The organism is Aquibaculum sediminis (genome assembly GCF_040712085.1).
Lineage (GTDB): Bacteria > Pseudomonadota > Alphaproteobacteria > Kiloniellales > DSM-21159 > Aquibaculum > Aquibaculum sediminis.
In genome coordinates this window covers 297,986-324,194 of sequence record NZ_JBFCVK010000001.1, presented here as the reverse complement: position 1 = coordinate 324,194, position 26,209 = coordinate 297,986, and the positions used below count along the sequence as shown (strand labels likewise).

Sequence of the window (26,209 nt, the reverse complement as noted above, 5' to 3'; positions counted from 1 at the left end):
TCGCTGATGGTGAGACCGCTTTACTCGGGGGCCCCGAGCAACTGCAGCAGCATTGCTGCGCGGCCAAGGCGGGCACGAATGGCGTCCCAGTCCGTCGCCTCGCGGTCCATCAGTACCTGTGCCATGGGGCGCTCGTCCAGTTGTACATCGGCCGTGAGTTCTTCTCGGCTGAGACGGCCGTCGCCGTCGCTGTCATAGAGTGCAAAGACGCTGGAGAGCGGCGCGGTGCGGGCCAGGCCGCGCGAGAGATGCAGGACGGTTTTCTGTCGTCCGGAGAGGCTGTCATCCATGCCAGCGGACCAGTCGAGGAAACCGCTGCGCACGGCCTGAAGCTCCGCGAGGTCAAGCTTGCCGTCGCCGTTCACGTCGGCAAATTGCCAGCCGTGATCCAGGCAATCCCGCGCCGGCGCCTCGGTGCAGAGCAGGCTGCCGATGGCGACGAACTGATGAAACACCTCAGGCTCCGGAGGGGCGGGGGTGTCCTGAGCGGCTGCCGTGCCCCCCGCATGTACGAGCAGAAGGGGCAGCAGAAGCGCCAATCGAGGCAGGCGACGGGGTTGGGTGGGCCGCATGGCAGGAGGTTCCGTCAGTTCGCACGTACTTTCACATAGGAACCGGGCGCATCCTCGATCGGCGTGAGCTTGCCGTCGCCGGGCTGCCGCGCTGGCACCTTGGCGCCGCCCTTGCTCCCGACCCAGGTGCCCCAGAGCGGCCACCAGGAGCCGGGCTCTTCCTTTGCCTGGGCGAGCCAATCCTCAGGCGTCTTGGGGCAGCGGTTGTTGATCCAGTGGCTGTACTTTTCCGCGGCTGGCGGATTGACCACGCCGGCAATATGACCCGAGGCCGCGAGCACGAAGCGCTTCGGCCCCGAGACCATCTGCGTCAACGCATAGGTCGATTTCCAGGGGGCGATGTGATCCTCGCGGGTGGAGAGCATGAAAATCGGCGTCTTGATGCGGCGCAGGTCGATGGGCACGCCGAGCAATGAGAGACCGTCAGGCTGCGCCAGCAGGTTCTCCTGGTACATCCTGCGCAGATAGAATGAATGCATGGCCGCGGGCATGCGGGTGGAATCGCTGTTCCAGTACAGCAGGTCGAAGGGGAAGGGGTCCTTGCCCAACAGATAGTTGTTCACCACGAAGGACCAGATCAGGTCGTTGGCCCGCAGCATGTTGAAGGTCTTCGCCATGGCCGAGCCTTCGAGATAACCCTTCTCCTCCATGCGCTTTTCCAGCGCCTGCAACTGCTCTTCGTCGATGAAGACTCCCAATTCGCCGGAATCGGTGAAGTCGGTCAGCGCGGTGAAGAAGGTCGCGCTCTTGATCCGCTTGATGTCCGGACCGGGCTTGTCCGCGGGCTTGGCGTGGAGATAGGCCAGCGCGGCGGCCATCAAGGTGCCGCCCAGGCAATAGCCGATGAGATTGATCTCCGGCTCCCCCGTTGCCTGCTCGACGGCGTCGATGGCGGCGAAGAGACCCTCGACCATATAGTCCTCGAAAGACTTCTCGGCGAGACGCTCATCGGGGTTCACCCAGGAGATGACGAAGGTGGTGTGGCCCTGCTCCACGGCCCACTTCACGAAGGAATTCTTCTCGCGAAGGTCGAGGATATAGAACTTGTTGATCCAGGGCGGCGCGATCAGCAGCGGCCGCTTGTAGACCTTTTCCGTCGAGGGTGTGTACTGGATCAATTGGAAGAGGTCATTCTGGAAGACGACCTTGCCGGGGCTTACCGCTATGTTTTCGCCGACAGTGAAGGCCTCGTGATCGGTCATGGAGATCGCCAGCTCGCCCTTGCCGCGCTCCAGGTCGTCCAGCAGGTTCTGCAAGCCTTCCAGCAGGTTCTCACCGTGGGACTCCACCGTGGCCCGCAGCACTTCGGGGTTGGTCATCAGGAAATTGCTGGGTGCCAGGGCGTCTACGAACTGCCGGGTATAGAAGTCCACCTTCTGGGCGGATTTGGCATCGAGACCTTCGACCTCCTGCACCTGGGCCTGCATCCAGCGGGCCGTGAGCAGATAGGACTGCTTGATGAAGTCGAAGAGCTGATTGTCCTCCCAGGCCGGATCTTTGAACCGACGGTCGCCACGCTCCGGCGCCGCCACGGGGTCCGTTTCCTGACCCATCATCCGCAAGGTCGTGGACTGCCACAGCCGCATGTAGTCCTGCCACAGGCTGGCCTGGGCCTGCATGAGCCGCACCGGGTCGGCCATCATGCGCGCCGTCATCTCCATGAAGGCGTTGCCGATGTTCAGAGGGTCGGCTGCGGGAGGTTCGTTCGGCTGCGTCGCCTGCCGCTGCAGGAACGCGCTCACGATCTTTTGGCTGCGCTCGGCAATTTCGGCCATGGTTTTTGCGGTGGCGACCGGGTCCGGCAGGTGGCCTTGTCCCTCGTTCGTGCCCTGTTGCTCGGCCATTGGCCCTTCCTTATGCTCCGATGGCGAGTAGCCATTCAACACCAGTCCACTCGATATGAGCAGTGAAATCGCGGCTGCAACCGTCCGTTCGCAGGGGCGTTAGCATTTTGGCAGCCGGCATTTGACACCCTCGCCTGCGTGCAGGGGCTTGAGAACGCCGGTTCGTTGCCTTCCCTCACCCCCGGCCATGCCGTAAGAAGTTGGCAGGGCAACACGGAGATGAAGATGGCCTTAGGGAAGTTCCGCAGTGTCACGCCGCCCGTGGCAGAGGCCGGACCGCTTGGGAGCGTGCTCAGAAGTGGCATGATGCAAAGGGCTTGCGGCATCCTTCTGGGCGCGCTGCTCCTCACCGGCTGTTCCGGTGGACTCTTCGGGGCGGAGGAGGCCCGCCCGCAGCGCATCGCCGTGGACGAGTCGGCGGTGGCTGAGGAAACCGCGCCACCCCTGACCTCCGTGCCCACCCAGGCGCCGGCGGTGACGCCTCCGGAAGAGCGTGAAAGGCTCCTGCAGGAACTGCGCGAGGATCGCGCGCGCGCCCAGGGCCGCCAGATAGCAGCGAACGGTGGGACCGACCTGACCGGCAGCGGTAGCGGCCAGGCAAGCCAGCAGGCAGAGCGTCCAAGCGGCGTCCAGCGCGAGGGAGCAGAACTGGCGGCCGTCATCCAGTTCGCCCGCGACTCCGACGCGCTCGATTCCCGCGATCGCTCCATACTGGACGATGTGGCCCGCCTGCAGCGGGAGCGGGGTGCGAACCTGCTCGTGGTGGGGCATGCCTCGGCCCGTACGGCCCAGATGGCGAGGGAGCGGCAGTTGGAGTTGCACTACGACATATCCCAGCGTCGTGCCGATGCTGTTGCGCGAGCCCTGCGCGATGCCGGTGTGGCGCCGGGCGCGCTTTTTGCCCAGGCGATGGGCGCCGACGCGCAGCTCTACCAGGAATCCATGCCCAGCGGCGAGATCGCCAATCAGCGGGTGGAAATCTACCTCTTCTGAGCCTTGAGCCGGGACGACGGCCTCCGCTGCAGAATGATGTCACGTCGACCCCACCATGGCGGGCGGCATGTGAGTATTGAGGGCGCGTCCCAAGCTTCCTTCATCGTGCCGCTATTGCTTTCGCCGGACCGCGAGACGCGCTATCCCTGCCGGGACGTGAAGTGCTTGCAGATGAGGATGCTGTGGTGACAGGTGCGATGAAGATCGGCGTGGCAGGATTGGGAACGGTCGGGGGTGGCTTGTGTCGCCTCATCGAAGCCAATGGAAGCCTGCTGGCGCAGCGCTGCGGCCGCTCGCTGCTGGTGTCAGCCGTTTCGGCGCGCGATCGCCGCAAGGACAGAGGGCTCAGCCTGGAAGGCGCGCGCTGGTACGAGGATCCGGTATCGCTCGCCAAGGATTCCGAACTCGATGTGGTGGTGGAACTGATCGGCGGTTCGGAAGGCGTGGCGCACGAGGTGGTGGCAACGGCACTGAAGGCCGGCAAACACGTGGTCACCGCCAACAAGGCCCTGATCGCCCATCATGGCACAGCCCTTGCGCGGATCGCCGAGGAGAAGGGCGTCACCCTGGCCTACGAGGGCGCGGTCGCCGGCGGCATCCCTGCGATCAAGACCTTGCGTGAGGGGCTGGCGGGCAACCGGATCACCCGGGTGCAAGGCATCCTCAACGGCACCTGCAACTACATCCTCACCACCATGCGCGAGAGTGGCCGCGAGTTCGGCGAGGTGCTGGATGAGGCGCAGAAGCTGGGCTACGCCGAGGCCGATCCCAGCTTCGACGTGGATGGTGTGGACGCGGCGCACAAGCTGGCGATCATCACTGCCCTGGCATTCGGCTGCGAGGTCGATTTCGATGCGATCCAGGTAGAAGGCATCCGCCGCGTCAGTGCCATCGACATCGCCTACGCCGAGGAGTTGGGCTTTCGCATCAAGCTGCTGGGCATCGCCCAGCGTCGCAATGGCGCGATCGAACAGCGCGTCCATCCCTGCATGGTGCCGAAGAGCGCCCCCATCGCCAGCGTCGAAGGCGTCTTCAACGCCGTCCATGCCGAGGGCGATTTCGTCGGGCGGATCATGATTGAAGGCGCTGGTGCCGGGGAACGTCCCACCGCCTCGGCCGTTGCGGCGGACCTGCTGGACATCGCCCGCGGGGCCCAGTTGCCGACCTTCGGAATTGCGGCAACGGCGCTGGAGAGCTTGCCCACCTTGCCGATGGCAGACCATCGTGGCGCCTACTATCTGCGCCTGCTTGTGGTCGACCGTCCGGGTGTCATCGCCGATGTAGCGGCGGCCCTGCGCGATGAGGATATTTCGGTGGAGGCCATGCTGCAGCGCGGCCGGGCGCCGGGCGAGGCGGTGCCCGTTGTCATCGTCACGCACGAGACCGGAGAGGCGCAGATGGCCAAAGCCCTGGCCCGGATCGAGGCGCTCAAGAGCTGCCTGGAAACCCCGCGCATGATTCGCATCGAACAACCGTGACGCCAAAGATTACGCCCGAGATCAAGAACGAGAGTTGGAGGAAAGAACAGTGAGTACCCTGGATCGCAACCTTGCCCTGGAAGTCGTGCGCGCAACGGAACTGGCGGCCTTGGCTTCAGCGCGCCTGATGGGGCGTGGCGACGAGAAGGCGGCCGACCAGGCAGCGGTCACAGCCATGCGCGCCGGTCTGAACAGCCTGACCATCGACGGCACGGTGGTCATCGGTGAGGGCGAGCGTGACGAGGCGCCGATGCTCTACATCGGCGAGCGCGTCGGCAGCGGCGGTCCCAAGGTGGACATTGCATTGGACCCGCTTGAGGGGACCACAATCACGGCGAAGGGCGGCCCGAACGCCCTCGCGGTCATCGCGCTGGCGGGGGAGGGAGGCTTCCTTCATGCGCCGGACGTCTACATGGACAAGATCGCCGTGGGCGGGGGGATGCCGGAAGGTGTGGTCGATCTCGATGCCACCCCGGAGGAGAACCTCAAGGAACTGGCCAAGGCGAAGAAGATGGATGTGGAGGACCTGGTGGTCTGCATCCTCGACCGGCCGCGCCATGAGGACCTGATCGCCAAGGTGCGGGCGGCGGGTGCGCGCATCATGCTGATCGGCGATGGTGACGTGTCTGCAGTCATTGCCACCAGCCGGGAGAATAGCGGCGTCGACCTCTACATGGGCAGCGGCGGCGCACCGGAAGGTGTGCTGGCGGCCGCTGCGCTCTGTGCCATCGGCGGGCAGTTCCAGGGTCGCCTGACCTTCCGCAATGATGATGAGCGGGGCCGGGCACGCGCGGCCGGCATCACCGACTTCGACCGCAAGTACCTTCTGGACGACCTGGCCAGCGGCGAAGACGTGATGTTCGCCTGCACCGGCGTGACCGATGGCTCGATGCTGCGCGGTGTGCGCCGCTTCGCGGGTGGTGCGCTGACCCACTCCCTGGTCATGCGCTCGCGTTCCGGCACGGTGCGGATGGTGGAGACGGAGCACAACTTCACGCGCAAGACCTGGTACGATCAGATAGGCAATCTGTGAGTCTGACGCTCGACCCGTCGGCTGGTGAACGGCGTCCCTGCTTTCTGGATGTCGAACGCTCGCTGACGGGCAAACGCTGGGAGTTGCGCTCCCGGGATGAGCGCGCGGCCCTGGGCCTGGCCCAGCGGCTGCGCCTGCCGGAGCCGGTTGCGCGTGCTCTGGTGGCACGCGGCGTGACGGAAGAGGCGACGGAGCTCTTTCTGGAGCCGAGCCTGCGTTATCAGCTGCCGGATCCTTCCTGTCTCAAGGGCATGGAGGTGGCGGCTGATCGGCTGGCTTCTGCGATCCGCAATGGTGAGCGCATTGCGGTCTTCGGTGACTACGACGTGGACGGTGCCACCTCGGCCGCTGTGCTGCATCGCTTCTTCCGTTCGGCCGGGGTCGAGCCGCGCATCTACGTGCCCGACCGCCTGCGCGAGGGCTATGGGCCCAACAGCGCGGCGCTGCTGCAGCTTAAGGAAGAGGGCGTCGACCTCGTCATAACGGTGGACTGCGGCATCTCCGCCCATGATCCCCTTGCCGCTGCCAGGGACGCCGGGCTGGAGGTGATCGTGGTCGACCACCATGCCGCCGAGCCGACGCTGCCGCCGGCTGTGGCCGTGGTCAATCCGAACCGTCTCGACGACGACAGTGGCCTGGGCCATCTCGCTGCCGTGGGCGTGGCTTTCCTGCTGGTGGTGGCAGTGAACCGGGCGTTGCGACAGGCCGGCTGGTACGGCAACGGACGGACGGAACCGAACCTCCTGCAGTGGCTGGATATCGTCGCACTGGGCACGGTCTGCGATGTGGTGCCGCTGACCGGTCTCAATCGTGCCCTGGTTTCCCAGGGTCTCAAGATCATGGCCAGCCGGCGCAATCCCGGCCTGCGCGCGCTTGGCGACGTGGCGGGCTTGGATGAACGCCCCGGCGCCTATCACCTGGGATTCTTGTTGGGGCCGCGGGTGAATGCTGGCGGCCGGGTGGGGGAGGCTGCGCTGGGCGCCAGGCTGCTCGCCACTGAAGATCGGGGGGAGGCGGAGGCCATCGCTGCGAAGCTGGACGGCTGGAATCGTGATCGTCGCCAGATCGAAACGGAAGTTCTGGCGCAAGCGGTCGAACAGGTGGAATCCGCGCCTCCGCCGCAAGGGGTGGTGTTCGCAGCAGGCGTGGGCTGGCACCCGGGCGTGATCGGCATTGTCGCCAGCCGGCTAAAGGAACGCTACAGCCTGCCCGCCCTGGTGCTGGCCATGCAGGACGACGGCCTGGCGAAGGGCTCCGGTCGCTCGGTGCCGGGGCTTGATCTCGGTGCGGCGGTCATCGCGGCGCGCCAGGCGGGGCTGCTGGTCAATGGCGGCGGCCATGCCATGGCGGCGGGCCTGACGGTGGCGAACGACGCTATTCCCGCCCTGCGTGCCTTTCTGGAGGAACGCCTGGGCGAGGAACTGATCCGCATCGCCTACCGCCCGGCCCTGGGGTTCGACGGCGCGCTGGCGCCACGCGGCGCGCACCATGGGCTGCTGCAGGCGCTCGAACGCCTGGCGCCCTTCGGAACCGCCAACCCCGAGCCGCGCTGGGCCCTGCCGAACCTGCGCCTAGTCAAGGCCGATCCGGTCGGGGCCGAAGGCAACCATCTGCGGATGATAGCCCAGGGCGAGGACGGCGGCCGAATGAAGGCCATTGCGTTCCGTGCCTTCGAGAGCCCGCTCGGTGAAGCCCTGCGCCGGGGTGCCGAGGGCCGGCTGGTGCATCTGGCCGGGAAGCTGCGCGCCGATGCCTGGACCGGAGCGGAGGCGGTGCAGCTCATCGTGGATGACGCCGCGCTGGCTCGGTGATCTCCAGGTTGCTTTCCGGGATGCCAATTCCCCTTATCCGAAATCGACTGCTGCAAACGCGGCTTGCGGCTATACTGGGCCCATGACCGCGTTGCGCGCCCTTCTCCTGCTTCTCCTGCTCAGCGTGAGCCTCCCAGGCTCGCTGCGCGCGCAGGCCCCCGTGGATCTGGCGCTCGTCCTGGCGGTGGATGCCTCTTCCTCGGTCAATGCCTATGAATTCAATCTGCAGATGAACGGCATAGCCGACGCCTTTAGCGATCCCGAAGTGCAGGGTGCGATCAGTGGCGTGGGCGATCGCGGGATGGCGGTCGTGCTGGTGCAGTGGGGCAGCCAGGGCGAACAGGTCGTGGCCGTCGACTGGACATTGATCTACGACTCGGCTTCGGCCAGTGCCTTTGCGGCCGCGGTCGAGGCGGCGCCGCGCTATGTGGATGGCGGCAGCACAGCCATCGGCAACGTCTTGCGCTTCGCCACGCGACTGCTGGCCAGCGCGCCCTATCAGGGCATGCGCCAGGTGATCGATGTGTCCGGTGACGGCCGCACCAACCAGGGCATCGCCTCGCGATCCGGCCGCGAGGAGGCCATGGCCGCCGGGGTGACGGTCAATGGTCTGGCAATCCTCAACGAGGAACCGGGACTCGACCTCTATTACCGTGACAATGTCGTCGGCGGACCGGGTGCCTTCGTGCTGAGTGCAGTGAACTATGAGGACTTCGGCCGCGCCATGCGCCTCAAATTGGTGCGTGAGATGGCCGGCCCGCCCATAGCTGACCTCTCCCCCGACGTGGAGAGCCTGTTGCTTGCCTGGCAGAATTGCCAGGCAGACGCTCCGTCAGGCGCGACCTGCGTGCCTCTGCCGTCGGACAGGTCACCTGCCATCTCCATGCGCTGAGCGGGCGCCTCAGACCGGCTCTAGGAGAGTTGGCTGTAGCTGGCAGCCACCTGCGCTGCCACCCGGGCATTGTCGATCAACAAAGCACGATTGGCTTTGAGAGTCTGACCCTCACTGCGTCGATGCAGGTGTGCCAGCAGGAAGGGTGTCACCTGCGGCCCGGCCACGCCTTCTGCCTGGGCCGCCGCAAGCGCCTCCTCCAACCAGGCTTCCACCGTCTGCGTGGGCAGTGCTGCGCTTTCCGGCACCGGGTTGGCCAGAAGCACCCCGCCCAGGCCCAGTTCCCAATGGGCGTGGAGCAGGGCGGCGGACTGCTCGGCCGAATCGACCCGCGTGGTGATGGGCAGGGTGGCGTCGCGGGAGTAGAAGGTCGGAAAGCTGTCGGTGCCATAGCCGATAACGGGCGTGCCGAGGCTTTCCAGCACTTCCAGTGTGCGCGGCAGGTCGAGGATCGACTTGGCGCCGGAGGAGACCACGCAGACCGGCGTGCGTCCGAGTTCGTAGAGATCGGCCGAGACATCGAAGCTGTCGCCCTGGCCCTCAGCACTGCGATGCACCCCGCCGATCCCGCCGGTGCCGAAGATCCGGATGCCGGCCATCTCGGCTGCGATCATGGTGCTGGCCACGGTGGTTGCCCCGTCACAGCCCTCGGTGAGGGCGCGCGCCAGATCGCGGCGGCTGACCTTGATCACCTGCCGGCCGTGTTTGGCGAAGCGCTCGATAACCGCTTCGTCCAGTCCCACCACGAGGCGGCCGGCGGTCACGCCCACCACCGCCGGGACGGCGCCGGCGCTGCGCACGGCCTCGAGCATCTCCTGCGTGGCCTCGAGGCTGTCCGGCCAGGGCAGGCCATGGGCGATGACCGTGGATTCCAGGGCCACCACGGGGCGCCCTTCGGCAAGCGCCGCCTGGACCTCCTCGCCGATGCGCAGCAGCCGGCTCATAGGTTCAGGGCCTGGCGCAGTTCATGCACGCGGGCCTCCAGTGCAGCCGAGGGATAGGGCTGCATCGGCAGCGCGCCCCAGATGGGCTTGGGCCAGGCCGGATCCTCGGAAAAGCGTGCGATGACATGGATGTGCAACTGTGGCGTCATGTTGCCGAGCGCCGCCACGTTGATCTTCTGCGCGGCGTAGAGCCGCTTGAGCACCTCTGAACAGGCGGTGATTTCGTCGCAGACCCGGTACTGGTCGAGCGGCTCCAGGTCGTGCAGATCGCGCATCTCGGCCCGTTCGGGTACCAGGACCAGCCAGGGCCAGCGCGATTCCTTCATCAGCAGCAGCCGCGACAGGCGCAAGTGCCCCACCTCCACGCCGTCCCGGGCCAGATCGGGGTGCAGTTCGAAGGGGGTGCCCATGGAGCCTCCTGTGCATGACGGCGTCGGGACGCGCAGCTTGGCCGCTTCCCTGGGCGGAAGGCAAGCCGAAGCTTCTCAGGCTATGGTGACAAAGGTCGTCACTGCCTATCTGATGGCTCATGCGCCGCGAAGCTCATCCGGAAAACTGGCTCCAGGTCACCCCAGGTGGGCTCTACTGCCGGCCCGGGGATTTCTACATCGACCCACACCGTGCAGTGCCGCGTGCCGTGGTGACCCATGGCCACGCCGACCACGCTCGCCCTGGTCACGCCGCGGTGATTGCCACCCCGCAGACCCTCGCCATCATGCGGGCCCGCTACGGGGAACGCGCCGGAGCATCCCTTCAATCGCTGGCCTATCATGAGCCTCTGCGGATCGGGCCGGTCACTGTCAGGCTCGTGCCCGCGGGCCATGTGCTTGGGTCCGCTCAGGTCGTGATCGAGTGGGGTGGCTGGCGTGTGGTGGTTTCGGGCGACTATAAGCGCCAGCCCGATCCCACCTGCGCCGCCTTCGAGGTGGTGCCCTGCGACGTCTTTGTGACCGAAGCCACCTTCGCGCTGCCGGTGTTCCGACATCCTCCGGCCGACGAGGAGATACGCCGCCTGCTGCATTCGGTAGCATTGTTTCCCGAGCGCACGCATCTGGTCGGTGCCTATTCCCTGGGCAAGGCTCAACGGCTCCTGGCTCTGCTGCGCCGCGCGGGCTGGGAGCGCCCGGTCTATCTGCACGGCGCGCTGGAGCCGCTCTGCCAACTGTACGAGGAACAGGGTGTGGCCCTCGGGCCCCTGTGCTCTGCCACCCGAACGGACGGAGACTTGGCGGGCGAGATCGTCGTGGCGCCGCCCTCGGCACTCTCGGACCGCTGGCTGCGGCGCTTCGCTGATCCCCTCACCGCCATGGCATCCGGTTGGATGCGCGTGCGGCAGAGGGCGCGCCAGCGTGGCGCGGAGCTGCCGCTGGTGATCTCGGACCATGCAGACTGGGATGAGCTGACGCAGACCCTGCGCGAGGTTAGCGCACCGGAGGTCTGGGTGACGCATGGCAGCGAGGAGGCCTTGATCCACTGGGCCCGGGGCGAGGGGATGCGGGCGCGGGCACTCTCCCTGATCGGTCGCGGCGAGGAGGAGCAGGACGCTCTGCCATGAGGGACTTCGCCGAGCTGTTGGACCGGCTGGTCTTCACGCCGCGTCGCAGCATCAAGCTGCGCCTCATCGGCGATTACTTCGCCCGGGTGCCCGACCCGGATCGGGGCTGGGCCCTGGCGGCACTGACCGGCGGGCTGACCTTCCGGGGCGCCAAGCCGGCCATGATCCGGGCCTTGATCGAGGAGCGCTGCGATCCCGTTCTCTTCCGCTGGTCCTACGACTTTGTGGGCGATCTGGCGGAATCCGCAGCCCTGCTCTGGCCCGAACGCCGGGGTGCAAACCGCGAGCCGGGTCTGGCGGAAGTGGTGGAGACGCTGCAGGAGGCTGGACGCACGGACGTGCCGGCGCTGCTTGCCGGCTGGCTGGATGCGCTCGATCCCACCGGACGCTGGGCGCTGCTCAAACTCATCACTGGCGGCTTGCGCGTTGGCGTGTCCGAGCGGCTCGCGAAGACGGCCTTGGCGAACTTCGGCGGGCAGGATGCGGGTGCGATCGAGGAACTCTGGCACGGCCTGCGCCCGCCCTATCGCGACCTCTTCGCCTGGCTCGAAGGCCGCGCACCCCAGCCGGAGGTGGCCGAGGCGGCGCTGTTTCGGCCCTTGATGCTGGCCCATCCGCTGGAGGAAGCAGAGCTCGACGGGCTTCCTCTGGAAGAGTTCCAGGCCGAGTGGAAGTGGGACGGCATCCGCGCGCAGTTGGTGGCGCACAAGGGCGAGTGCCGCCTCTTCAGTCGCACCGGCGAGGATATCGGGCCCGCTTTCCCTGACTTGCTGCAGGATATTGGCTTCGATGCCGTGCTCGACGGGGAACTCCTGGTGGCGCGCGAGGGCGCGCCGGCGCCCTTCAACGAGCTGCAGACACGCCTGGGGCGTAAGGCCCCGACGGCCAAGCTGCAGCGGTCGCATCCGGCGCATCTTCGGCTCTACGACCTGCTGATCGATGCCGGGGAAGACCTGCGGCCCCTGACCTTTTCCGAACGGCGGGCACGGCTGGAAGCCTGGTATGCCCGACATCAGCCGGGACGTATGGACCTCTCGGAGCTGGTGGTCGTGGAGGACTACGCGGAGCTCAGGCGCCTGCGCCGGGAGGCTCGTGCGAGCGGCGTCGAGGGTCTGATGCTGAAACGGGCGGCCAGCCCATATCTGGCCGGCCGGCCGAAGGGCCACTGGTACAAGTTCAAGCGCGATGCGCTGACGGTAGATGCGGTGCTCATGTACGCGCAGCGCGGTCACGGGCGGCGCAGTTCCCTTTTCTCGGACTACACCTTCGGCGCCTGGACCGAGGCGGGAACGCTGGTGCCCATCGGCAAAGCCTACAGCGGCTTCACCGATGCGGAGCTCGCGCGCCTCGACAAGTGGGTGCGTGACCACACGGTGGACCGCTTCGGTCCCGTGCGCGCTGTCGAGCCGGGTCTGGTTCTGGAAGTGGCCTTCGATGCGGTCCAGCCCTCCAGCCGACACAAGTCAGGCATCGCCCTGCGCTTCCCCCGCATCGCCCGCATCCGCTGGGACAAGCCAGCCGGCGAGGCGGACCCACTGGAGCGGCTGCGTGCGATGATCGCTTGATCGTAGAGCCTACCCGCAGGGCGCTTACGCCTGAGGGGGATTTGCATTTTCCAGAAAGTAAGCCTCCGGTGTGCACCGTGGATCGCGCTGCGTACTTGGCAGCCATCCTTCCTCATACCGCCCTGCTTCCAGAGTTATTTGCTTTGCGGGAAGTGGCATGGCAGGCTCCTTCCACGGTCGGCTTAGACGGTGTGCTGCCGCCTGAAAGCTGCGGGAAAGCAGCCTAAAATACATGAACCGAAGGAGGTATATGGATGACTGAAGCCTTGAACCTGAAGAGCAGGTTGTTGCGGCGCGGTAGTATCGCTGCCGGTGCCTTGTTGGCTGCAACGCTGCTCACACCGGCTGTTTCGGGGGCGCAGACCATCACCGGCGTCATGCACTCCGGGCTGCGGGTTCTCGATCCTGTCATCACCACGGCGCATATCACCCGCAATCATGCATACATGATCTACGACGTTCTCTTGGCGCAAGACGAGAACTTCGAGCCGCAGCCACAGATGGCCGATTGGGAGGTCTCCGATGATGGCCTCTCTTATACTTTCACCCTGCGCGATGGCTTGGTGTTCCACGATGGTGAAGCGGTGACCGCCGAAGACGCCGTGGCTTCGCTCAAGCGGTGGGGCAAGCGGGATTCCGGTGGCCAGCTTATCTTCGATGTGACTGAGAGCCTTGAGGCGACTGATGAGAAGACCCTGACCTGGACTCTCTCCGAGCCCTTCGAGCCGCTGATTTCCGTTATCTCCAAGCAGTCGGCGCTGCCTCCCTTTATCATGCCCAAGCGCGTGGCAGAGACGTCGGCGGATACCCCGATCGAGGAGCATATCGGCTCCGGTCCCTTCGTCTTCGTTGAAGATGAGTTCGATCCCGGGCAGCGTGTGGTTTATGAGCGCTTCGATGACTATGTGCCGCGCGATGAAGAGCCCAGTTGGATGGCAGGCGGCAAGCACGTCTATGTCGATCGCGTAGTCTGGGTGAACATGGCGGACCAGCAGACCGCCATCAACGCGCTTGGCGCCGGTGAGATTGACTATATCGAGCAGGTCCAGGTGGATCTACTGCCGATGGTCGAGAGCAACCCGGATGTGGTTGTCGAGCGGCGTGACCCTCTTGGCTATCAGACCATGGGGCGCATGAACTTCAAGCACCCGCCCTTCGACGATAAGCAGATGCGCCAGGCGGCACTGCTGGCTCTAAGCCAGGAAGACGTGCTGGCCACCATGGTCGGCAACCCCGAGTACTATGAACTCTGTGGCGCCATCTTCGGTTGCGGCACCCCGCTGGCCGACGAGACAGGCTCCGAGACTTTGACCAGCGGCGGCGACCCGGAAGCGGCAGCCCAGCTTTTGGAGGAGGCGGGCTATGACGGAACGCCGGTCGTGCTGATGGCGCCAACGGACGTGGTCACGCTGAACGATCAGCCTGTGGTTGCGGCGCAGGCCCTGCGGAACGCCGGCTTCGTGGTCGATTTGCAACCGATGGACTGGCAGAGCGTGGTCACGCGCCGCGCCAGCATGGACCCGCCGTCCGAGGGCGGCTGGAACATCTTCTTCACCAACTGGATGCTGCCTGAAGTCGCGGACCCGCTGATCAACGTGATGTTGAACGGTCGTGGTGATGACGGCTGGTTTGGCTGGCCAGAGGACGAGGCGGTCGAGGCGCTGCGGGCGGACTACGTCGCGGCCGCCAGCCCGGAGGAGCAGGCGGAAGTGGCGAGCAAGATCCAGGCGCATGCCCTGGATGAGGTGCTCTATGTGCCGCTTGGCCAGTACTTCTTCCCGCAGGCCACTGGCACCAACATCAGCGGGATCATTCCCGCTCCAGTCCCGGTCTTCTGGAACGTCAAGAAAGAAGACTGAGGCATGTGCACGGGCGGCCGGCAGCAATGCCGGCCGCCTCTTGCCGCTCAAGCTTGACGTTCTTGAGGAAATTCTTTCCTGATGCTTGGCTATATCATCCGGCGCATTCTGGCGATCCTACCCGTATTGCTGATCGTCGCGGTCATCGTTTTCTTGATGCTGCGTCTCTCCCCTGGCGATCCAGCGGCCATCCTTGCGGGAGATGCGGCCACCCCGGCTCAGATCGATCGCATCCGCACGGAACTGGGTCTCAACGACCCTCTCCATGTCCAGTTCATCACCTGGATGGGACAACTGCTCCAGGGCGACCTGGGCACGTCGTTGATTTCGCGCACCGACGTCTGGGCGATGATCGAGCGGCGCATCGATCCGACCATCAACATCGCTCTTTTGACCATCTTCATCTCGGTCATGCTGGCGGTCCCGATGGGGGTGATCGCCGCCTGGAAGCACCGGACCTGGGCCGACTACCTGGTCATGACTTTTTCCGTGCTGGGGTTTTCGATCCCCGTCTTCGTCATCGGCTATATCTTTATCAGCATCTTCTCCCTGCAACTGCGATGGCTTCCAGTGCAGGGCTATACGGCTCCGAGTGAAGATCTCCTGGGCTTTTTTCAGCGAGCAATCCTGCCGGCCCTGACCTTGGCGACAATCTACATCGCGTTGATCGCCCGCATGACACGCGCGAGCATGCTGGAGGTCTTGAACGAGGACTATATCCGCACTGCCCGGGCCAAGGGCGTGTCGGAGCGTGACGTTCTCTTTCGCCACGCGCTGCGCAACGCCGCCGTGCCAATCATGACCATTATCGGCATCGGCTTTGCCTTGCTCATCGGCGGGGTGGTGGTCACTGAAAGCGTCTTCAACATACCCGGAATCGGGAGGCTGACGGTCGATGCCATCTTGGCGCGCGACTATCCGGTCATTCAGGCGATGATTCTTCTGACCGCCGGAATCTACGTGCTCGTCAATCTTCTGATCGACCTGTCCTACAGTCTTATCGACCCGAGGATCCGCTACTGATGGACAAGGCGGTACAACCTGCTTCTTCGTCGCACTGGCTGCTGGGCGCTCTGTCTCTGCCGCGCCGTTGGCGCCTGGGCGCTGCCCCGATTATTGCTGGACTGCTCCTGCTTGCCATTGTGCTGGCTACGCTGCTGGCGCCGCTCTTCGTGACCCACGATCCGCTGGCGATGGAGGCAACCAAACGCCTGCAGCCGCCCTCGTCGGAGTATCTGCTGGGGACCGACCCTTATGGACGGGACATGTTCAGCCGGGTTTTCTACGGTGGTCGGGTTTCGCTGCTGATCGGCGTGGGGGCGGCGCTCGTGAGCGTCGCGCTCGGACTCATCATAGGTCTGATCGCTGGCTTCTTCCGCACAGCGGACGCCATCATCATGCGTGTCATGGACAGCCTCATGGCGATCCCGGCCATTCTGCTGGCGATTGCGCTGGTCGCGCTCAGCGGCGCCAGCATCGGCTCCGTCATCATTGCCATCACAATCCCAGAGATTCCGCGGGTGGTACGCCTCGTGCGTTCCGTGGTCCTCAGCGCACGCGAGGAACCTTATGTGGAGGCCGCAACAGCGCTGGGTTCGAGCATGCCCAAGATTCTGATCCAGCATCTCATGCCCAACACCATGGCGCCGCTGATCGTTCAGGGGACCTACATCTGTGCATCGGCGATCCTGATCGAAGCCATCCTGTCCTTCCTGGGCGCCGGCGTGAGTACCGAGATCCCCACCTGGGGCAACATCATGGCTGAGGGACGAACCTACTTTCAGCTCAACCCCGGCCTGATCTTTTGGCCTGGCCTTATGCTTTCGCTGTGTATCCTTTCGATCAACCTGATCGGCGATACGGCCCGCGATCTGCTGGATCCGCGCCTGAAGAAGCGGGAGGCCTGATCCATGCGGTTCAAGTCTCGCGACTTCTCGAATAACAAGGTCGTTCTGGATGTGCGCGACCTCTCAGTCCGCTTGCCCAACCAACCTCAGGTGGCGCCTATCCTGAACCAGGTCAGCCTCCAAATTCGCGCCAGGGAAACTGCCTGTCTGGTGGGGGAGAGCGGCTCCGGAAAATCGGTGACTTCGCTGGCAGTGATGGGCCTTCTGCCAAAGGATGCGCTGCGTGTGACGGGCGGCGGCATCACGCTGAGCGGCCGCAATCTTCTGGAGCTAACGCAGAAGGAGATGCGTGCGGCGCGCGCCCGCAACATGGCCATGATTTTTCAGGAGCCGATGACGGCGCTGAATCCGGTGATGCGGGTTGGCGACCAAATCGAGGAAGTGCTGAAAGTCCATGGCGACCTGCCGCAGAAAGCGCGCCAGGAGCGCGTTCTGGCCATCATGGAGCAGGTGCACCTGCCGGATGTGCGGCGTGTCTATGCCTCCTATCCCCACCAGCTTTCCGGAGGACAACGCCAGCGCATCATGATCGCGATGGCCTTGATCTTGGAGCCCGAACTGTTGATCGCCGATGAGCCAACGACCGCGCTCGACGTCACAACCCAGGGGCAGATCCTGAAGCTGATTGCCGAGTTGCAAGAAAAGCAGGACACGGCGGTGCTCTTCATCACCCACGACATGGGAGTGGTTGCCGAGATAGCAGACTCGGTGCACGTGATGAAGGACGGTCAGGTGGTGGAGCAGGCGCCGGTCGAACAGCTCCTGCGGCAGCCGCGCGAGGACTACACCCGTAAACTGCTGAAGGCGGTCCCCAGCCTGATACCGCGGCAAGAGCGCCCAGAGACCCAAAGTGAGCCAGAGACCCAGGGTGAAAAGGTCCTACAGGTGCAGAAGCTGCGAAAGGTCTATGGTGGGCGCGGCTTTTTCCGGCGGGGCGAAGGGACGCTCGCAGCGGAGGATGTCAGCTTCGCCATTACCCGGGGCCGAACCTTGGGCATCGTTGGTGAAAGCGGTTCCGGAAAATCCACGGTGGCGCGCTGTGTGATGCGTCTTATCGAGCCGACGGACGGGCAGATCGTTGTCGCCGGCAGCGAGATCGCGCAGCTATCCCGCCAGGCACTGCGGCCGCATCGTCGCCATATCCAGATTGTTTTCCAGGACCCCTTCCGCTCACTCAATCCACGCTGGAAGGTCGGGCGCAGCCTTGTCGAAGGTCCGGTGAATTATGGCGCGTCGCGGCAAGAGGCCATGAAGCAGGCGGGTGACCTGATGGAACTGGTCGGCCTGCCCCGCGAAGCGCTCGGCCGCTATCCGCACCAGTTTTCTGGGGGGCAGCGCCAGCGTATCGCCATCGCGCGCGCGGTTGCGATGAAGCCCGACGTTCTGGTGGCCGACGAAGCGGTCTCGGCGCTGGATGTTTCCATTCAGGCGCAGGTGCTCGAACTCCTGGCGGACATCCAAGAGAAGCTCGGAGTCGCGATTCTCTTCATCACTCATGACCTGCGGGTGGCGGCGCAGATTTGCGACGACATCCTGGTGATGCAGAATGGCAAGATTGTCGAGTATGGCCCCGCCGGCGACGTCCTCGCCAACCCGCGTCACTCCTACACCCGCGCCCTGACCGACGCGGCGCCGGGACGGGGCTGGGATTTTGCCAACTTTCGTGAACTCCAATCGGCTTGAGTTGAGAAGGGCCAGAAAGGCGCTGACGCCCGCGGCCGACGGCGTATGCCGTGCGGCCCTTCACCGGGACGCCTTCGCCCACCCCGGGGAGCAGAAGACTGTTAGAAGCGGCCGGCTGATGCGGCGGCGCCATGAAGAGAGGAAAACGAGATGCCTGTTTTGCCCAGAATACAGGAATTCGCTGACGAGCTGAGTGCCGTTCGCCATGACATTCACGCCCACCCCGAGCTGGGCTTTGAGGAAACGCGGACAGCCAACCTGGTGGCGGACAAGCTGGAAGCCTGGGGCGTCGACGAGGTGCACAGGGGGATCGGGGGCACTGGGGTCGTCGGTGTCATCCAGGGAAAGCATCCCGGCAATCGGGCGATAGGCCTGCGCGCCGACATGGATGCCCTGCCCATTCAGGAGGCAACGGACCTTCCTTATGCCTCCAAGCATGAGGGCAAGATGCACGCCTGCGGGCATGACAGCCATACGGCGATCCTGCTGGGCGCGGCGCGCTACCTTTCCGAAACGCGCGATTTTGCCGGCAAGGTGCATCTTATTTTTCAGCCCGCGGAGGAAGGCCTCGGTGGTGCTCGGCGGATGCTGGCAGAGGGACTTTTCGAGCGCTTTCCCTGCGACGAGATTTACGGAATGCACAACGATCCAACGAGTCCGGTGGGTCAGGTTCGGCTGAAGCCCGGGGCCGCCATGGCAGGGGCAACATTCTTCGACCTCACCGTCAAGGGGACCGGTGCCCATGCCGCCATGCCGCACCAGGGCCAGGACCCTATCATCGTGGCGACGGCGATGGTGCAACAGCTTCAGACCATCGTCAGCCGCAATCGCGCGCCCGCCGTGCCGTTGGTCCTGTCGGTGACGCAGATCCACTCAGGCTCAGCTTATAATGTGGTGCCCAACACGGCGACGATTTCTGGCACGATCCGCTACTTTTCGGACGAAGCTTGTGAGATGACCCACCAGCGCATCCATGAGCTTTGTGGGGGCATGGAGACGGCCTATGGAGTCAAGATCGAGGTGGACCTGCGTAACATCTTCGATGTGCTCATGAACGACCCGGACCTCGGCCAAGCCTATCTGGAAGCCGCGGCCGATGTCGTGGGTGCCGAGAATGCGCTGGAAACCGACCAGTATGCGACCGGCAGTGAGGATTTTGCCGACATGCTGAAGGTGGTGCCCGGCGCCTATTGCCGTGTCGGTCATGGCGGGAACGTGCCGCTGCACAACCCAGGCTTCTTCGTGGATGACGGCATTCTGCCGATTGGCGCTTCCATCATGGCGCGGATCGTTGAGCGCCGCCTGCAAGCAGCCTGAGCACCGCTCCACACCTCCAGAAACCAAGGGAGATAGCCCGCCATGCGCCTGCTCCTGGCCATGATGAAGCACGAGACCAACACCTTTTCGCCGGTGGAGACCAAAATTGAGCGTTTCGCCCGGCGGGGGGATCAGCCCCTGCGCGGCCAGGAGGCGATCGACGCCTATCGCGGCACCGGTACGGTTATGGGCGGCTTCATGGCGGAGGCCGAAGAGTGTAGCGCGGAGATCGATGTTGCCATTGCCGCCGAGGCCTGGCCCAGCGGGCCGGTGGATGACGAGGCCTACCGCATCATGACCGACGCAATCTGCGATGCGGTCGAACGAGGCGGCTGGGACGGCATTCTCCTCGATCTGCACGGCGCCATGGTGACGGAAAGCCTGGAGGACGGGGAGGGCGGCCTGCTCGCGCGTGTGCGAGCGCTTGCCCCCACGACCCCCATCGCTGTCGGCCTCGACATGCACTCCAACATCTATGATGCCATCGTGGCCAACAGCGACGTCGTCGCCGGGTACCAGACCTATCCGCACATCGACATGTTCGAAACTGGGCAGCGGGCGGCGAGAGCACTGGTGGCGAAGATTCGCGGCGAAGTACAGCCGCTTCAGGCGTGGGGCAACAACCCCATGCTGCCCCACGTGATGCGTCAGGGCACCGACGACCATCCCAACGGGATGCTGCAGGCTCGCGCGCAAGAGATGGAAAGCCTTCCCGGCGTGCTGGCCGTCAGCCTTTTCGTGGGCTTTCCTCATGCTGACATTCGTGACGCCGGCCTTTCCGTGGTGGTGGTGACGGATAATGATCGCGCCTTGGCCGAGCGGTTGCGCGATGAACTGCTGGACAGTGCCTGGCAAGAACGGGCGGCCTTCGTCTACCACCCGGAGCCCCTGGCTGCGTCTGTCGGGCGCGCCAAGGACTTGCCGAAGGATGTGACGCAGGGTCCCGTCATCCTGCTTGATCACTACGACAATGCAGCTTCGGGCGGTACCATGGATACCACTGCCGTTCTGGCAGAAATCCTTCGGCAGGAGTTGGAGGATGTGGCAGCCTTCGCGATCTTTGATCCGGAAGCGGTGCAGCAGGCCGTGGCTGCGGGCATTGGCGAGTGCGTGACGCTGTGCATTGGCGGCAAGTTGCCAATGCCGAGCATTCCTGTTGACAGCAAGCCCCTCGAAGTGACGGGCCGGGTCAAGACCATCTCGGAGGGTCGCTATCGTAACAAGGGGCCGATGTACGCGGGCGTCGCCATGGACATGGGCACCGCTGTGGTTCTGGATACCGGCCGCGTGGAGATCGTCATCATCTCCCGCCACGTGGAGCCTCATGACATCAACGTGCTGCTCAGCCTCGGCATCGATCCGATGCAAAAACGCTACATCATGCTGAAGAGCCGCATTCATTGGCGCGCGGGGTTGAAGCATATCGCCCGGGACATAATCGAATGCGCGGGCGTGGGCGTTTGCACCTCCGACTACAGCCAGCTCAACTTCACCAAGGTTCGTCGCCCGATTTATCCCCTGGACGATATCCAGGACCGCAGCGCCACGAACTGACCGGATCGCGCCCGCGGCTCTTACCCGCGGGCGCTTATGGGAATGTCGGCCTTCAAGCGGTGGAGGAGAAGGAAGAAGGCGATGCCGAAGTTGACCATGTTCCAGGCGATGCCGTTCAGGAAGGCGACCTGATAGGAGCCGGTCCAGTCGTAGATGGCACCGGAGAGCCAGCCGCCCAGCGCCATGCCGATAATGGTGGCCATGAGTACGAGGCTCACCCGAGCTCCGGCTTCCTTGGCCGGGAAGTATTCCCGCACGATCAGCGCATAGCTCGGCACGATGCCGCCCTGCGCCAGGCCGAAGAGCGCCGAGACGATATAGAGCGAGGTCAGGCCGTCGAAGGGGATGTAGAGGATCAGCGCCAGGCACTGCAGGGTGGATCCCAGAATGAGCGTTCCCAGACCGCCGATGCGGTCGGCGATCACCCCGGAGATCAGCCGACTGACGATGCCCATGGCGAGCATCAGGGACAGCATTTCTGCCCCGCGCACCGCCCCATGGCCCAGGTCACCGCAGTAGGCCACGATGTGGACCTGAGGCATGGCCATGGCCACGCAGCAGGCGATGCCGGCGAAGACCAGCAGAGCCTGCAGGACGGGCGCAGGAAGGGGCGCGCGGACCGGCGGACGGGTGCTGACGGCTTTCGGCCCCGCGTGGATCGGCGTGGGCCGACGCATCAGCATGATAAGCGGCAGCATGATGACGAGGCTGACCACCCCAATGACCAGATGCGCTTCGCGCCAGCCATAGGCCTCGGTGATGTAGCTCAGAATTGGCGGCCAGATGGTGCCGGAAAGGTAACTGCCGCTGGCGACGACCGCTGTGGCGATTCCCCGGCGTTTGAGAAACCAGTGGGTCACATCGGCGATCAGCGGACCGAAGGAGGCGGCGCTGCCGAGCATGCCGACCATGACGGCCTGGATCGCCACGAACTGCCAGTAGGCCGTGACCTGTGAGATGGCGATGTAGCCGCCGCTCAGCATGACGGCACCAAACAGCAGCGGCCGGACGATGCCGTGGCGATCGGCCATGCGACCGAAAAAGAGGCCACCGATGGCGAAACCGATCATGGTGGCCGTGTAGGGCAGGGAGGCGTCGCCGCGGTCGATGTTGAACTCGGTCTCGATGGTGGGCAGCACGACGACCGTGGACCAGAGGCCAATGCCTCCGACCATTGCGATGAGCAGCGATACCAACAGTCGCCACCAGGCATAGGGGCTGTCCATCCCCTCGTTGGGCTCCAAGTGGTCCCCGACGACCTTTGCGCTCACGCCATACCCCTCCCACTCGACGACAGACTTCTTGATACTGGCAGCAGCGTTACCCCGCTGCTCCCTGGGGCACAACTGGCGGAAGGCGGGAGCAGGATTGCATTATCCACGGGGCTGAACCGCAGTTTCGTGATGGGGCGGGCAGGTGGCTGCTTTTGTTTGACCGAAGGCCTGCTTGCGGGTTCTCTGCGCCCCTCAGAACATCCTCTAGTCAGGTTCACGGAAAGGAAGCCATGTTCGATCCAGCAGCCGCCGATCTTCGTTTGGGCATCGTCGGGGCCGGCGCGATGGGAGGCGGCATCGCCCAGGTCGCCATCTCCGCCGGTGTGGAGGTCATTCTCTGTGATCAGAACGCCGAGGCTGCCGCCAAGACCCGCGACGCGGTTTTTGCCCGCCTCGACAAGCGTGTGACCAACGGCAAGGCGAGTGCCGAAGAGGTGGCTGCAGCCAAGGCCTGCCTGCGCTTGGGCGACAGCCTGCAGGATTTTGCGGATCGGCAGGTGGTGATCGAGGCGATCATCGAGGATCTGGAGATCAAGCGCGGCCTGTTCCGGGAACTGGAAGGCATCGTCGCCGCGGACTGTGTGCTCGCTTCCAACACTTCGTCGCTCCCCATCGGGGCCATTGCCCGGGTGTGTGAGCGGCGCGAACGCGTTGCCGGCCTGCACTTCTTCAACCCCGTTCCGGTGATGCGACTGGTCGAGGTCATTCGCGGTCCCGACAGCGCCACAGCGGTGGTGGAAGCTCTGCGCGGCCTGGGATCCCGGCTGGGACGCACGCCGGTGGAGGTGCCGGATTCGCCGGGCTTCCTCGTGAACCTCGGCGGGCGCGCCTATACCACCGAGGGCCTGGCCGTGGTGCAGGAGGGCGTGGCCACGCCGGCCCAGGTCGATGCCATCATGCGAGACGGCTTCGGCTTTCGCATGGGGCCCTTCGAGTTGATGGACCTGACCGGCATGGACGTGAACTTCCCGGTCACCCGTCTGGTGCACGAGTCCTTCTTCCACGACCCGCGACTGCGTTCTACTACGCTGCATCGTTCGCTCTTTGAGTCGGGACGCCTGGGGCGCAAGACGAATCACGGGCACTACGTCTACCGTGACGGCAAGCCGGAGGTGCCCAGTGCCGATGCTGCCGTCGGGGACAAGCCGGCGCGCAAGCTGGTCCTTTTCGAGGCTGATGAGCATCTGCGCGCCTTCGCCGGGGAACTGGGGGTCGACCTCCTGGAGGAGGACGACGGCAGCAGCCCGATCCTGGCTGCCCCGGTGGGCGAGGACTGTACGGAGTTGGCCCGACGCAGCGGCATCGACCCGACGCGGCTGATCGCCATCGACCTGCTGCCCGATGTATCCACCCGGATCACTCTGATGGGCGCACCGAACGTCGATCCCGAGGTGCGCCAAGCGGTGATCGACCTACTCGGCCAGACGCGTAAGGTGACGGCCATCGCCGATTCCCTGGGCTTCGTGGCCCAGCGGATTCTTTCCATGGTCGGCAATCTCGGCTGCGAAATGGCTCAGATCGGCCTGGCACCGCCGGAGGACATCGACACCGCCATGAAGCTGGGTCTCAACTATCCCAAGGGGCCGCTGGAGATCGTGGAGCACCTCGGGTGCCGTCGGGTCTTCACCATTCTCGAGCGCATGCAGGCCCTGACCGGCGACGACCGCTATCGCCCCTCGCTGTGGCTGCGGCGCCGGGCGGCACTCCATCTGCCCACCGGTTACAGGCCCAGCGTCTGAACCGCTGTCGACGGAAAAAAGAGAAAGGAACGAGTGACGTGAGCAAGGAAGCTTTTGTCTGCGACGCACTGCGCACCCCCATCGGTCGCTACGGCGGAGCGCTCGCCTCCGTGCGACCGGACGATCTCTTGGCCGGTGTCCTGCGTGGCCTTATGGGGCGCAACGAGGGCGTCGATTGGAGCCAGGTCGATGACGTGATCATGGGCTGTGCCAACCAGGCCGGTGAGGATAACCGCAACGTGGCGCGCATGGCCGCGCTGTTGGCCGGGCTGCCGGAGGCGGTGCCGGGGGCGACGGTGAACCGGCTGTGCGGCTCCGGTCTTGAAGCGCTGGGGCAGGCTGCCCGGGCCATCCGCACCGGCGAAGCCGATCTGGTCCTGGCCGGTGGCGTGGAGTCCATGAGCCGGGCGCCCTTCGTGATGGGCAAAGCCGACAGCGCCTTTTCGCGCAAGGCCGAGGTCTTCGACACCACCATCGGCTGGCGCTTCATCAACAAGCAGATGCACAAGCTCTATGGCACGGACTCCATGCCCGAGACGGCGGAGAACGTGGCGGCCGAGTTTGATATTGCGCGCGCGGATCAGGACGCCTTCGCCCTGCGCTCCCAGGAGCGGGCGGCCGCGGCACAACAGTCCGGCCGGCTCGCTCGCGAGATCCTGCCGGTCACCATCCCGCAACGGCGCGGCGATCCGCTCGTTGTCGAGCAGGACGAGCACCCGCGGGCGACCACGTTGGAGAAGCTGGCGTCGCTCTCCACGCCCTTCCGCCAGGAGGGGACGGTGACCGCCGGCAATGCTTCGGGCGTGAACGACGGGGCGGCGGCGCTGATTGTGGCCTCGGAAGCGGCCGTGGAGCGCTATGGCCTCACCCCGCGCGCCCGCGTGGTTGCCTGCACCAGCGCCGGCGTTGCGCCGCGCATCATGGGAATCGGGCCGGTGCCGGCGACACAAAAGCTGCTGGCCCGCAGCGGCCATGCCATCGCGGACATGGATGTCATCGAACTGAACGAGGCCTTCGCCGCCCAGGCGCTGGCAGTGCTGCGTCAGCTCGGACTGCCCGACGACGCGCCACAGGTGAACCCCAACGGCGGCGCCATTGCGCTGGGGCATCCTCTGGGCATGTCGGGGGCGCGCCTCGCTCTGACGGCGACGGAAGAGCTGTCGAGCCACGACGCGCGCCTGGCGCTCTGCACCATGTGCATCGGCGTCGGCCAGGGCATCGCGCTCTTGCTGGAGCGCGTGTAGGGGCAGCAGCGCTGGTAGCGCTCAGCGGGGCACCCGCAACTCCTTCTCCACCCCGTCGATCAGGCGGTCGGGGTGGCAATAGGCGGCCAGGGCGACCGGATCCTTCAGCAGGATCCGGTCGTTCTGCGTTTCCACGCCCAGGTCGCGCAGTGTTGCCAGCGCCCGGGACAGGCTTTCGCGCGTCATGCCCAGTTGCGAGGCAATGACCTGCTTGTCGTAAGGCAGTTGGACGGTCATTTCCGCAGCACCCAGTTCGCCAGCATCCCCGGTCTCGGCCAGGCTGAGCAGGAAGCAGCCGACGCGCTGCACCGTGGTGCGCAGCTTCAGGTTCTTCACCTGCCGAACCATGCGGCGGAACTGTCCGGCCAGGGAGGCGAGCAGCGTCAATGCCAGTTCGGGATGAGCGGCGATGTCGCGGCGGAGTTCAGAGGCGGGCAGCAGCAGCAGGCGCGCCGGCTCCTGTACCGTTGCGCTCATCAGGTAGGGCGTATCGGTCAGGGCGGCGGCGAGAATGAAGCAGTCCGGCGGGGTCACGATCTCAATGACCACCTCTCGGTCGCTCTCCGACTCGGTGGCGGAGAGCTGCACGCTGCCGTCGAGCAGGATGTGCAGGAAGTCCGGCTGCGTGCCCGAATCGAACAGACGGGTGCGGACCGGGAAGCGTTGGAGCAGCGCTCCTGCCGTCAGGGACTTGAGATCCGGGATTTCCAGCCCGGAGAAGAGCGGAATCTGCTGCAGACTCTCGATGTCGCTCTCGCGTAGCGGCACGGCGCTTACTCCTGTTCGCTCGCCGGCAGGATCGGGTAATTGTGAGATATATCACAATACAGAATGATATTCATCATGTCCTTCTTTGCGATCAGATAAAACTGGGAGGAATGAATAGGGTATCTTTAATACCTCTATCCAAAAAGTGCGGGTTTCAGATCACTACTTTGCGCTGGA

21 protein-coding genes are annotated in these 26,209 nt (G+C 65.0%); 15 read left to right on the top strand and 6 right to left on the bottom strand.

What is annotated here, in order from left to right; all coding sequences use genetic code 11:
- Positions 1-20: 20 nt before the first annotated feature.
- Both ABZ720_RS01485 and ABZ720_RS01480 read right to left on the bottom strand, forming a co-directional pair.
- Positions 21-455, bottom strand: coding sequence for an EF-hand domain-containing protein (locus ABZ720_RS01485; RefSeq protein WP_366553070.1), 435 nt, complete (start codon positions 453-455; stop codon positions 21-23).
- A gap of 131 nt (positions 456-586) precedes the next feature.
- On the bottom strand, positions 587-2,416 hold the full coding sequence (locus tag ABZ720_RS01480) for a PHA/PHB synthase family protein (protein ID WP_366553068.1): 1,830 nt from the start codon (positions 2,414-2,416) through the stop codon (positions 587-589).
- A gap of 225 nt (positions 2,417-2,641) precedes the next feature.
- On the opposite strand from ABZ720_RS01480, the gene ABZ720_RS01475 reads away from it, so the two are divergent.
- The 5 genes from ABZ720_RS01475 (at position 2,642) to ABZ720_RS01455 (ending at position 8,623) form a co-directional block, all read left to right on the top strand.
- Positions 2,642-3,409, top strand: a complete 768-nt coding sequence (locus ABZ720_RS01475; RefSeq protein WP_366553066.1) for an OmpA family protein — start codon at positions 2,642-2,644, stop codon at positions 3,407-3,409.
- Positions 3,410-3,594: 185 nt separating this feature from the next.
- The gene (locus tag ABZ720_RS01470) at positions 3,595-4,887 is read left to right on the top strand and encodes a homoserine dehydrogenase (RefSeq protein WP_366553064.1); all 1,293 of its coding nucleotides are present in this window, start codon (positions 3,595-3,597) and stop codon (positions 4,885-4,887) included.
- A 58-nt stretch (positions 4,888-4,945) separates the two neighbouring features.
- Positions 4,946-5,920, top strand: a complete 975-nt coding sequence (glpX, locus tag ABZ720_RS01465; RefSeq protein WP_366553531.1) for a class II fructose-bisphosphatase — start codon at positions 4,946-4,948, stop codon at positions 5,918-5,920.
- Positions 5,917-7,731, top strand: coding sequence for a single-stranded-DNA-specific exonuclease RecJ (gene recJ, locus ABZ720_RS01460; protein ID WP_366553062.1), 1,815 nt, complete (start codon positions 5,917-5,919; stop codon positions 7,729-7,731). Before glpX ends, recJ begins: the two co-directional genes overlap by 4 nt.
- 82 nt (positions 7,732-7,813) lie before the next feature.
- Positions 7,814-8,623, top strand: a complete 810-nt coding sequence (locus ABZ720_RS01455; protein ID WP_366553060.1) for a DUF1194 domain-containing protein — start codon at positions 7,814-7,816, stop codon at positions 8,621-8,623.
- Positions 8,624-8,643: 20 nt separating this feature from the next.
- Here the strand turns inward: ABZ720_RS01455 and ABZ720_RS01450 are convergent, their stop codons facing one another.
- Both ABZ720_RS01450 and ABZ720_RS01445 read right to left on the bottom strand, forming a co-directional pair.
- On the bottom strand, positions 8,644-9,567 hold the full coding sequence (locus ABZ720_RS01450; protein ID WP_366553058.1) for a pseudouridine-5'-phosphate glycosidase: 924 nt from the start codon (positions 9,565-9,567) through the stop codon (positions 8,644-8,646).
- Positions 9,564-9,977, bottom strand: coding sequence for an HIT domain-containing protein (locus ABZ720_RS01445; protein ID WP_366553056.1), 414 nt, complete (start codon positions 9,975-9,977; stop codon positions 9,564-9,566). Before ABZ720_RS01445 ends, ABZ720_RS01450 begins: the two co-directional genes overlap by 4 nt.
- A 119-nt stretch (positions 9,978-10,096) precedes the next feature.
- On the opposite strand from ABZ720_RS01445, the gene ABZ720_RS01440 reads away from it, so the two are divergent.
- The 8 genes from ABZ720_RS01440 to ABZ720_RS01405 all read left to right on the top strand — a co-directional run bounded on the left by ABZ720_RS01440 (position 10,097) and on the right by ABZ720_RS01405 (position 21,007).
- Complete coding sequence (locus ABZ720_RS01440) at positions 10,097-11,122, top strand: ligase-associated DNA damage response exonuclease (RefSeq protein WP_366553054.1); 1,026 nt, start codon at positions 10,097-10,099, stop codon at positions 11,120-11,122.
- Positions 11,119-12,687 (top strand): cisplatin damage response ATP-dependent DNA ligase, encoded by a 1,569-nt coding sequence (locus ABZ720_RS01435; protein WP_366553052.1) that lies wholly within the window; start codon positions 11,119-11,121, stop codon positions 12,685-12,687. Before ABZ720_RS01440 ends, ABZ720_RS01435 begins: the two co-directional genes overlap by 4 nt.
- Positions 12,688-12,941: 254 nt before the next feature.
- Entirely contained in the window at positions 12,942-14,546 is a 1,605-nt protein-coding gene (locus ABZ720_RS01430; protein WP_366553050.1) for an ABC transporter substrate-binding protein, read from the top strand.
- An 81-nt stretch (positions 14,547-14,627) separates the two neighbouring features.
- Entirely contained in the window at positions 14,628-15,569 is a 942-nt protein-coding gene (locus ABZ720_RS01425) for an ABC transporter permease (RefSeq protein WP_366553048.1), read from the top strand.
- Positions 15,569-16,453 (top strand): ABC transporter permease, encoded by an 885-nt coding sequence (locus ABZ720_RS01420; RefSeq protein WP_366553045.1) that lies wholly within the window; start codon positions 15,569-15,571, stop codon positions 16,451-16,453. Before ABZ720_RS01425 ends, ABZ720_RS01420 begins: the two co-directional genes overlap by 1 nt.
- Positions 16,454-16,456: 3 nt before the next feature.
- Positions 16,457-18,136, top strand: coding sequence for an ABC transporter ATP-binding protein (locus tag ABZ720_RS01415; protein WP_366553043.1), 1,680 nt, complete (start codon positions 16,457-16,459; stop codon positions 18,134-18,136).
- A 150-nt stretch (positions 18,137-18,286) separates the two neighbouring features.
- Positions 18,287-19,453 carry a M20 aminoacylase family protein gene (locus ABZ720_RS01410; RefSeq protein WP_366553041.1) on the top strand — a complete coding sequence of 389 codons (1,167 nt, stop codon included), beginning with the start codon at positions 18,287-18,289 and terminating at the stop codon, positions 19,451-19,453.
- 42 nt (positions 19,454-19,495) lie between these two features.
- A complete protein-coding gene (locus ABZ720_RS01405) occupies positions 19,496-21,007 on the top strand; it encodes a M81 family metallopeptidase (protein ID WP_366553039.1) in 1,512 nt (503 codons plus the stop codon).
- Between the two features lie 20 nt (positions 21,008-21,027).
- Here the strand turns inward: ABZ720_RS01405 and ABZ720_RS01400 are convergent, their stop codons facing one another.
- Entirely contained in the window at positions 21,028-22,278 is a 1,251-nt protein-coding gene (locus tag ABZ720_RS01400) for an MFS transporter (RefSeq protein ID WP_366553037.1), read from the bottom strand.
- A 233-nt stretch (positions 22,279-22,511) separates the two neighbouring features.
- On the opposite strand from ABZ720_RS01400, the gene ABZ720_RS01395 reads away from it, so the two are divergent.
- The gene (locus ABZ720_RS01395; protein WP_366553035.1) at positions 22,512-24,020 is read left to right on the top strand and encodes a 3-hydroxyacyl-CoA dehydrogenase; all 1,509 of its coding nucleotides are present in this window, start codon (positions 22,512-22,514) and stop codon (positions 24,018-24,020) included.
- Between the two features lie 38 nt (positions 24,021-24,058).
- Entirely contained in the window at positions 24,059-25,264 is a 1,206-nt protein-coding gene (pcaF, locus tag ABZ720_RS01390) for a 3-oxoadipyl-CoA thiolase (RefSeq protein WP_366553033.1), read from the top strand.
- A 21-nt stretch (positions 25,265-25,285) separates the two neighbouring features.
- Here pcaF and ABZ720_RS01385 read toward each other — a convergent pair whose 3' ends face one another.
- Entirely contained in the window at positions 25,286-26,032 is a 747-nt protein-coding gene (locus ABZ720_RS01385) for a helix-turn-helix domain-containing protein (RefSeq protein WP_366553031.1), read from the bottom strand.
- Positions 26,033-26,209 lie beyond the last annotated feature (177 nt).

Bases quoted from the DNA above. Each gene is read 5' to 3' on its own strand.
- ABZ720_RS01480 (WP_366553068.1), bottom strand. From the start codon at position 2,416: ATGGCCGAGCAACAGGGCACGAACGAGGGACAAGGCCACCTGCCGGAC.
- ABZ720_RS01475 (WP_366553066.1), top strand. From the start codon at position 2,642: ATGGCCTTAGGGAAGTTCCGCAGTGTCACGCCGCCCGTGGCAGAGGCC.
- ABZ720_RS01455 (WP_366553060.1), top strand. From the start codon at position 7,814: ATGACCGCGTTGCGCGCCCTTCTCCTGCTTCTCCTGCTCAGCGTGAGC.
- ABZ720_RS01450 (WP_366553058.1), bottom strand. From the start codon at position 9,567: ATGAGCCGGCTGCTGCGCATCGGCGAGGAGGTCCAGGCGGCGCTTGCC.
- ABZ720_RS01445 (WP_366553056.1), bottom strand. From the start codon at position 9,977: ATGGGCACCCCCTTCGAACTGCACCCCGATCTGGCCCGGGACGGCGTG.
- ABZ720_RS01440 (WP_366553054.1), top strand. From the start codon at position 10,097: ATGCGCCGCGAAGCTCATCCGGAAAACTGGCTCCAGGTCACCCCAGGT.
- ABZ720_RS01435 (WP_366553052.1), top strand. From the start codon at position 11,119: ATGAGGGACTTCGCCGAGCTGTTGGACCGGCTGGTCTTCACGCCGCGT.
- ABZ720_RS01430 (WP_366553050.1), top strand. From the start codon at position 12,942: ATGACTGAAGCCTTGAACCTGAAGAGCAGGTTGTTGCGGCGCGGTAGT.
- ABZ720_RS01425 (WP_366553048.1), top strand. From the start codon at position 14,628: ATGCTTGGCTATATCATCCGGCGCATTCTGGCGATCCTACCCGTATTG.
- ABZ720_RS01420 (WP_366553045.1), top strand. From the start codon at position 15,569: ATGGACAAGGCGGTACAACCTGCTTCTTCGTCGCACTGGCTGCTGGGC.
- ABZ720_RS01415 (WP_366553043.1), top strand. From the start codon at position 16,457: ATGCGGTTCAAGTCTCGCGACTTCTCGAATAACAAGGTCGTTCTGGAT.
- ABZ720_RS01410 (WP_366553041.1), top strand. From the start codon at position 18,287: ATGCCTGTTTTGCCCAGAATACAGGAATTCGCTGACGAGCTGAGTGCC.
- ABZ720_RS01405 (WP_366553039.1), top strand. From the start codon at position 19,496: ATGCGCCTGCTCCTGGCCATGATGAAGCACGAGACCAACACCTTTTCG.
- ABZ720_RS01395 (WP_366553035.1), top strand. From the start codon at position 22,512: ATGTTCGATCCAGCAGCCGCCGATCTTCGTTTGGGCATCGTCGGGGCC.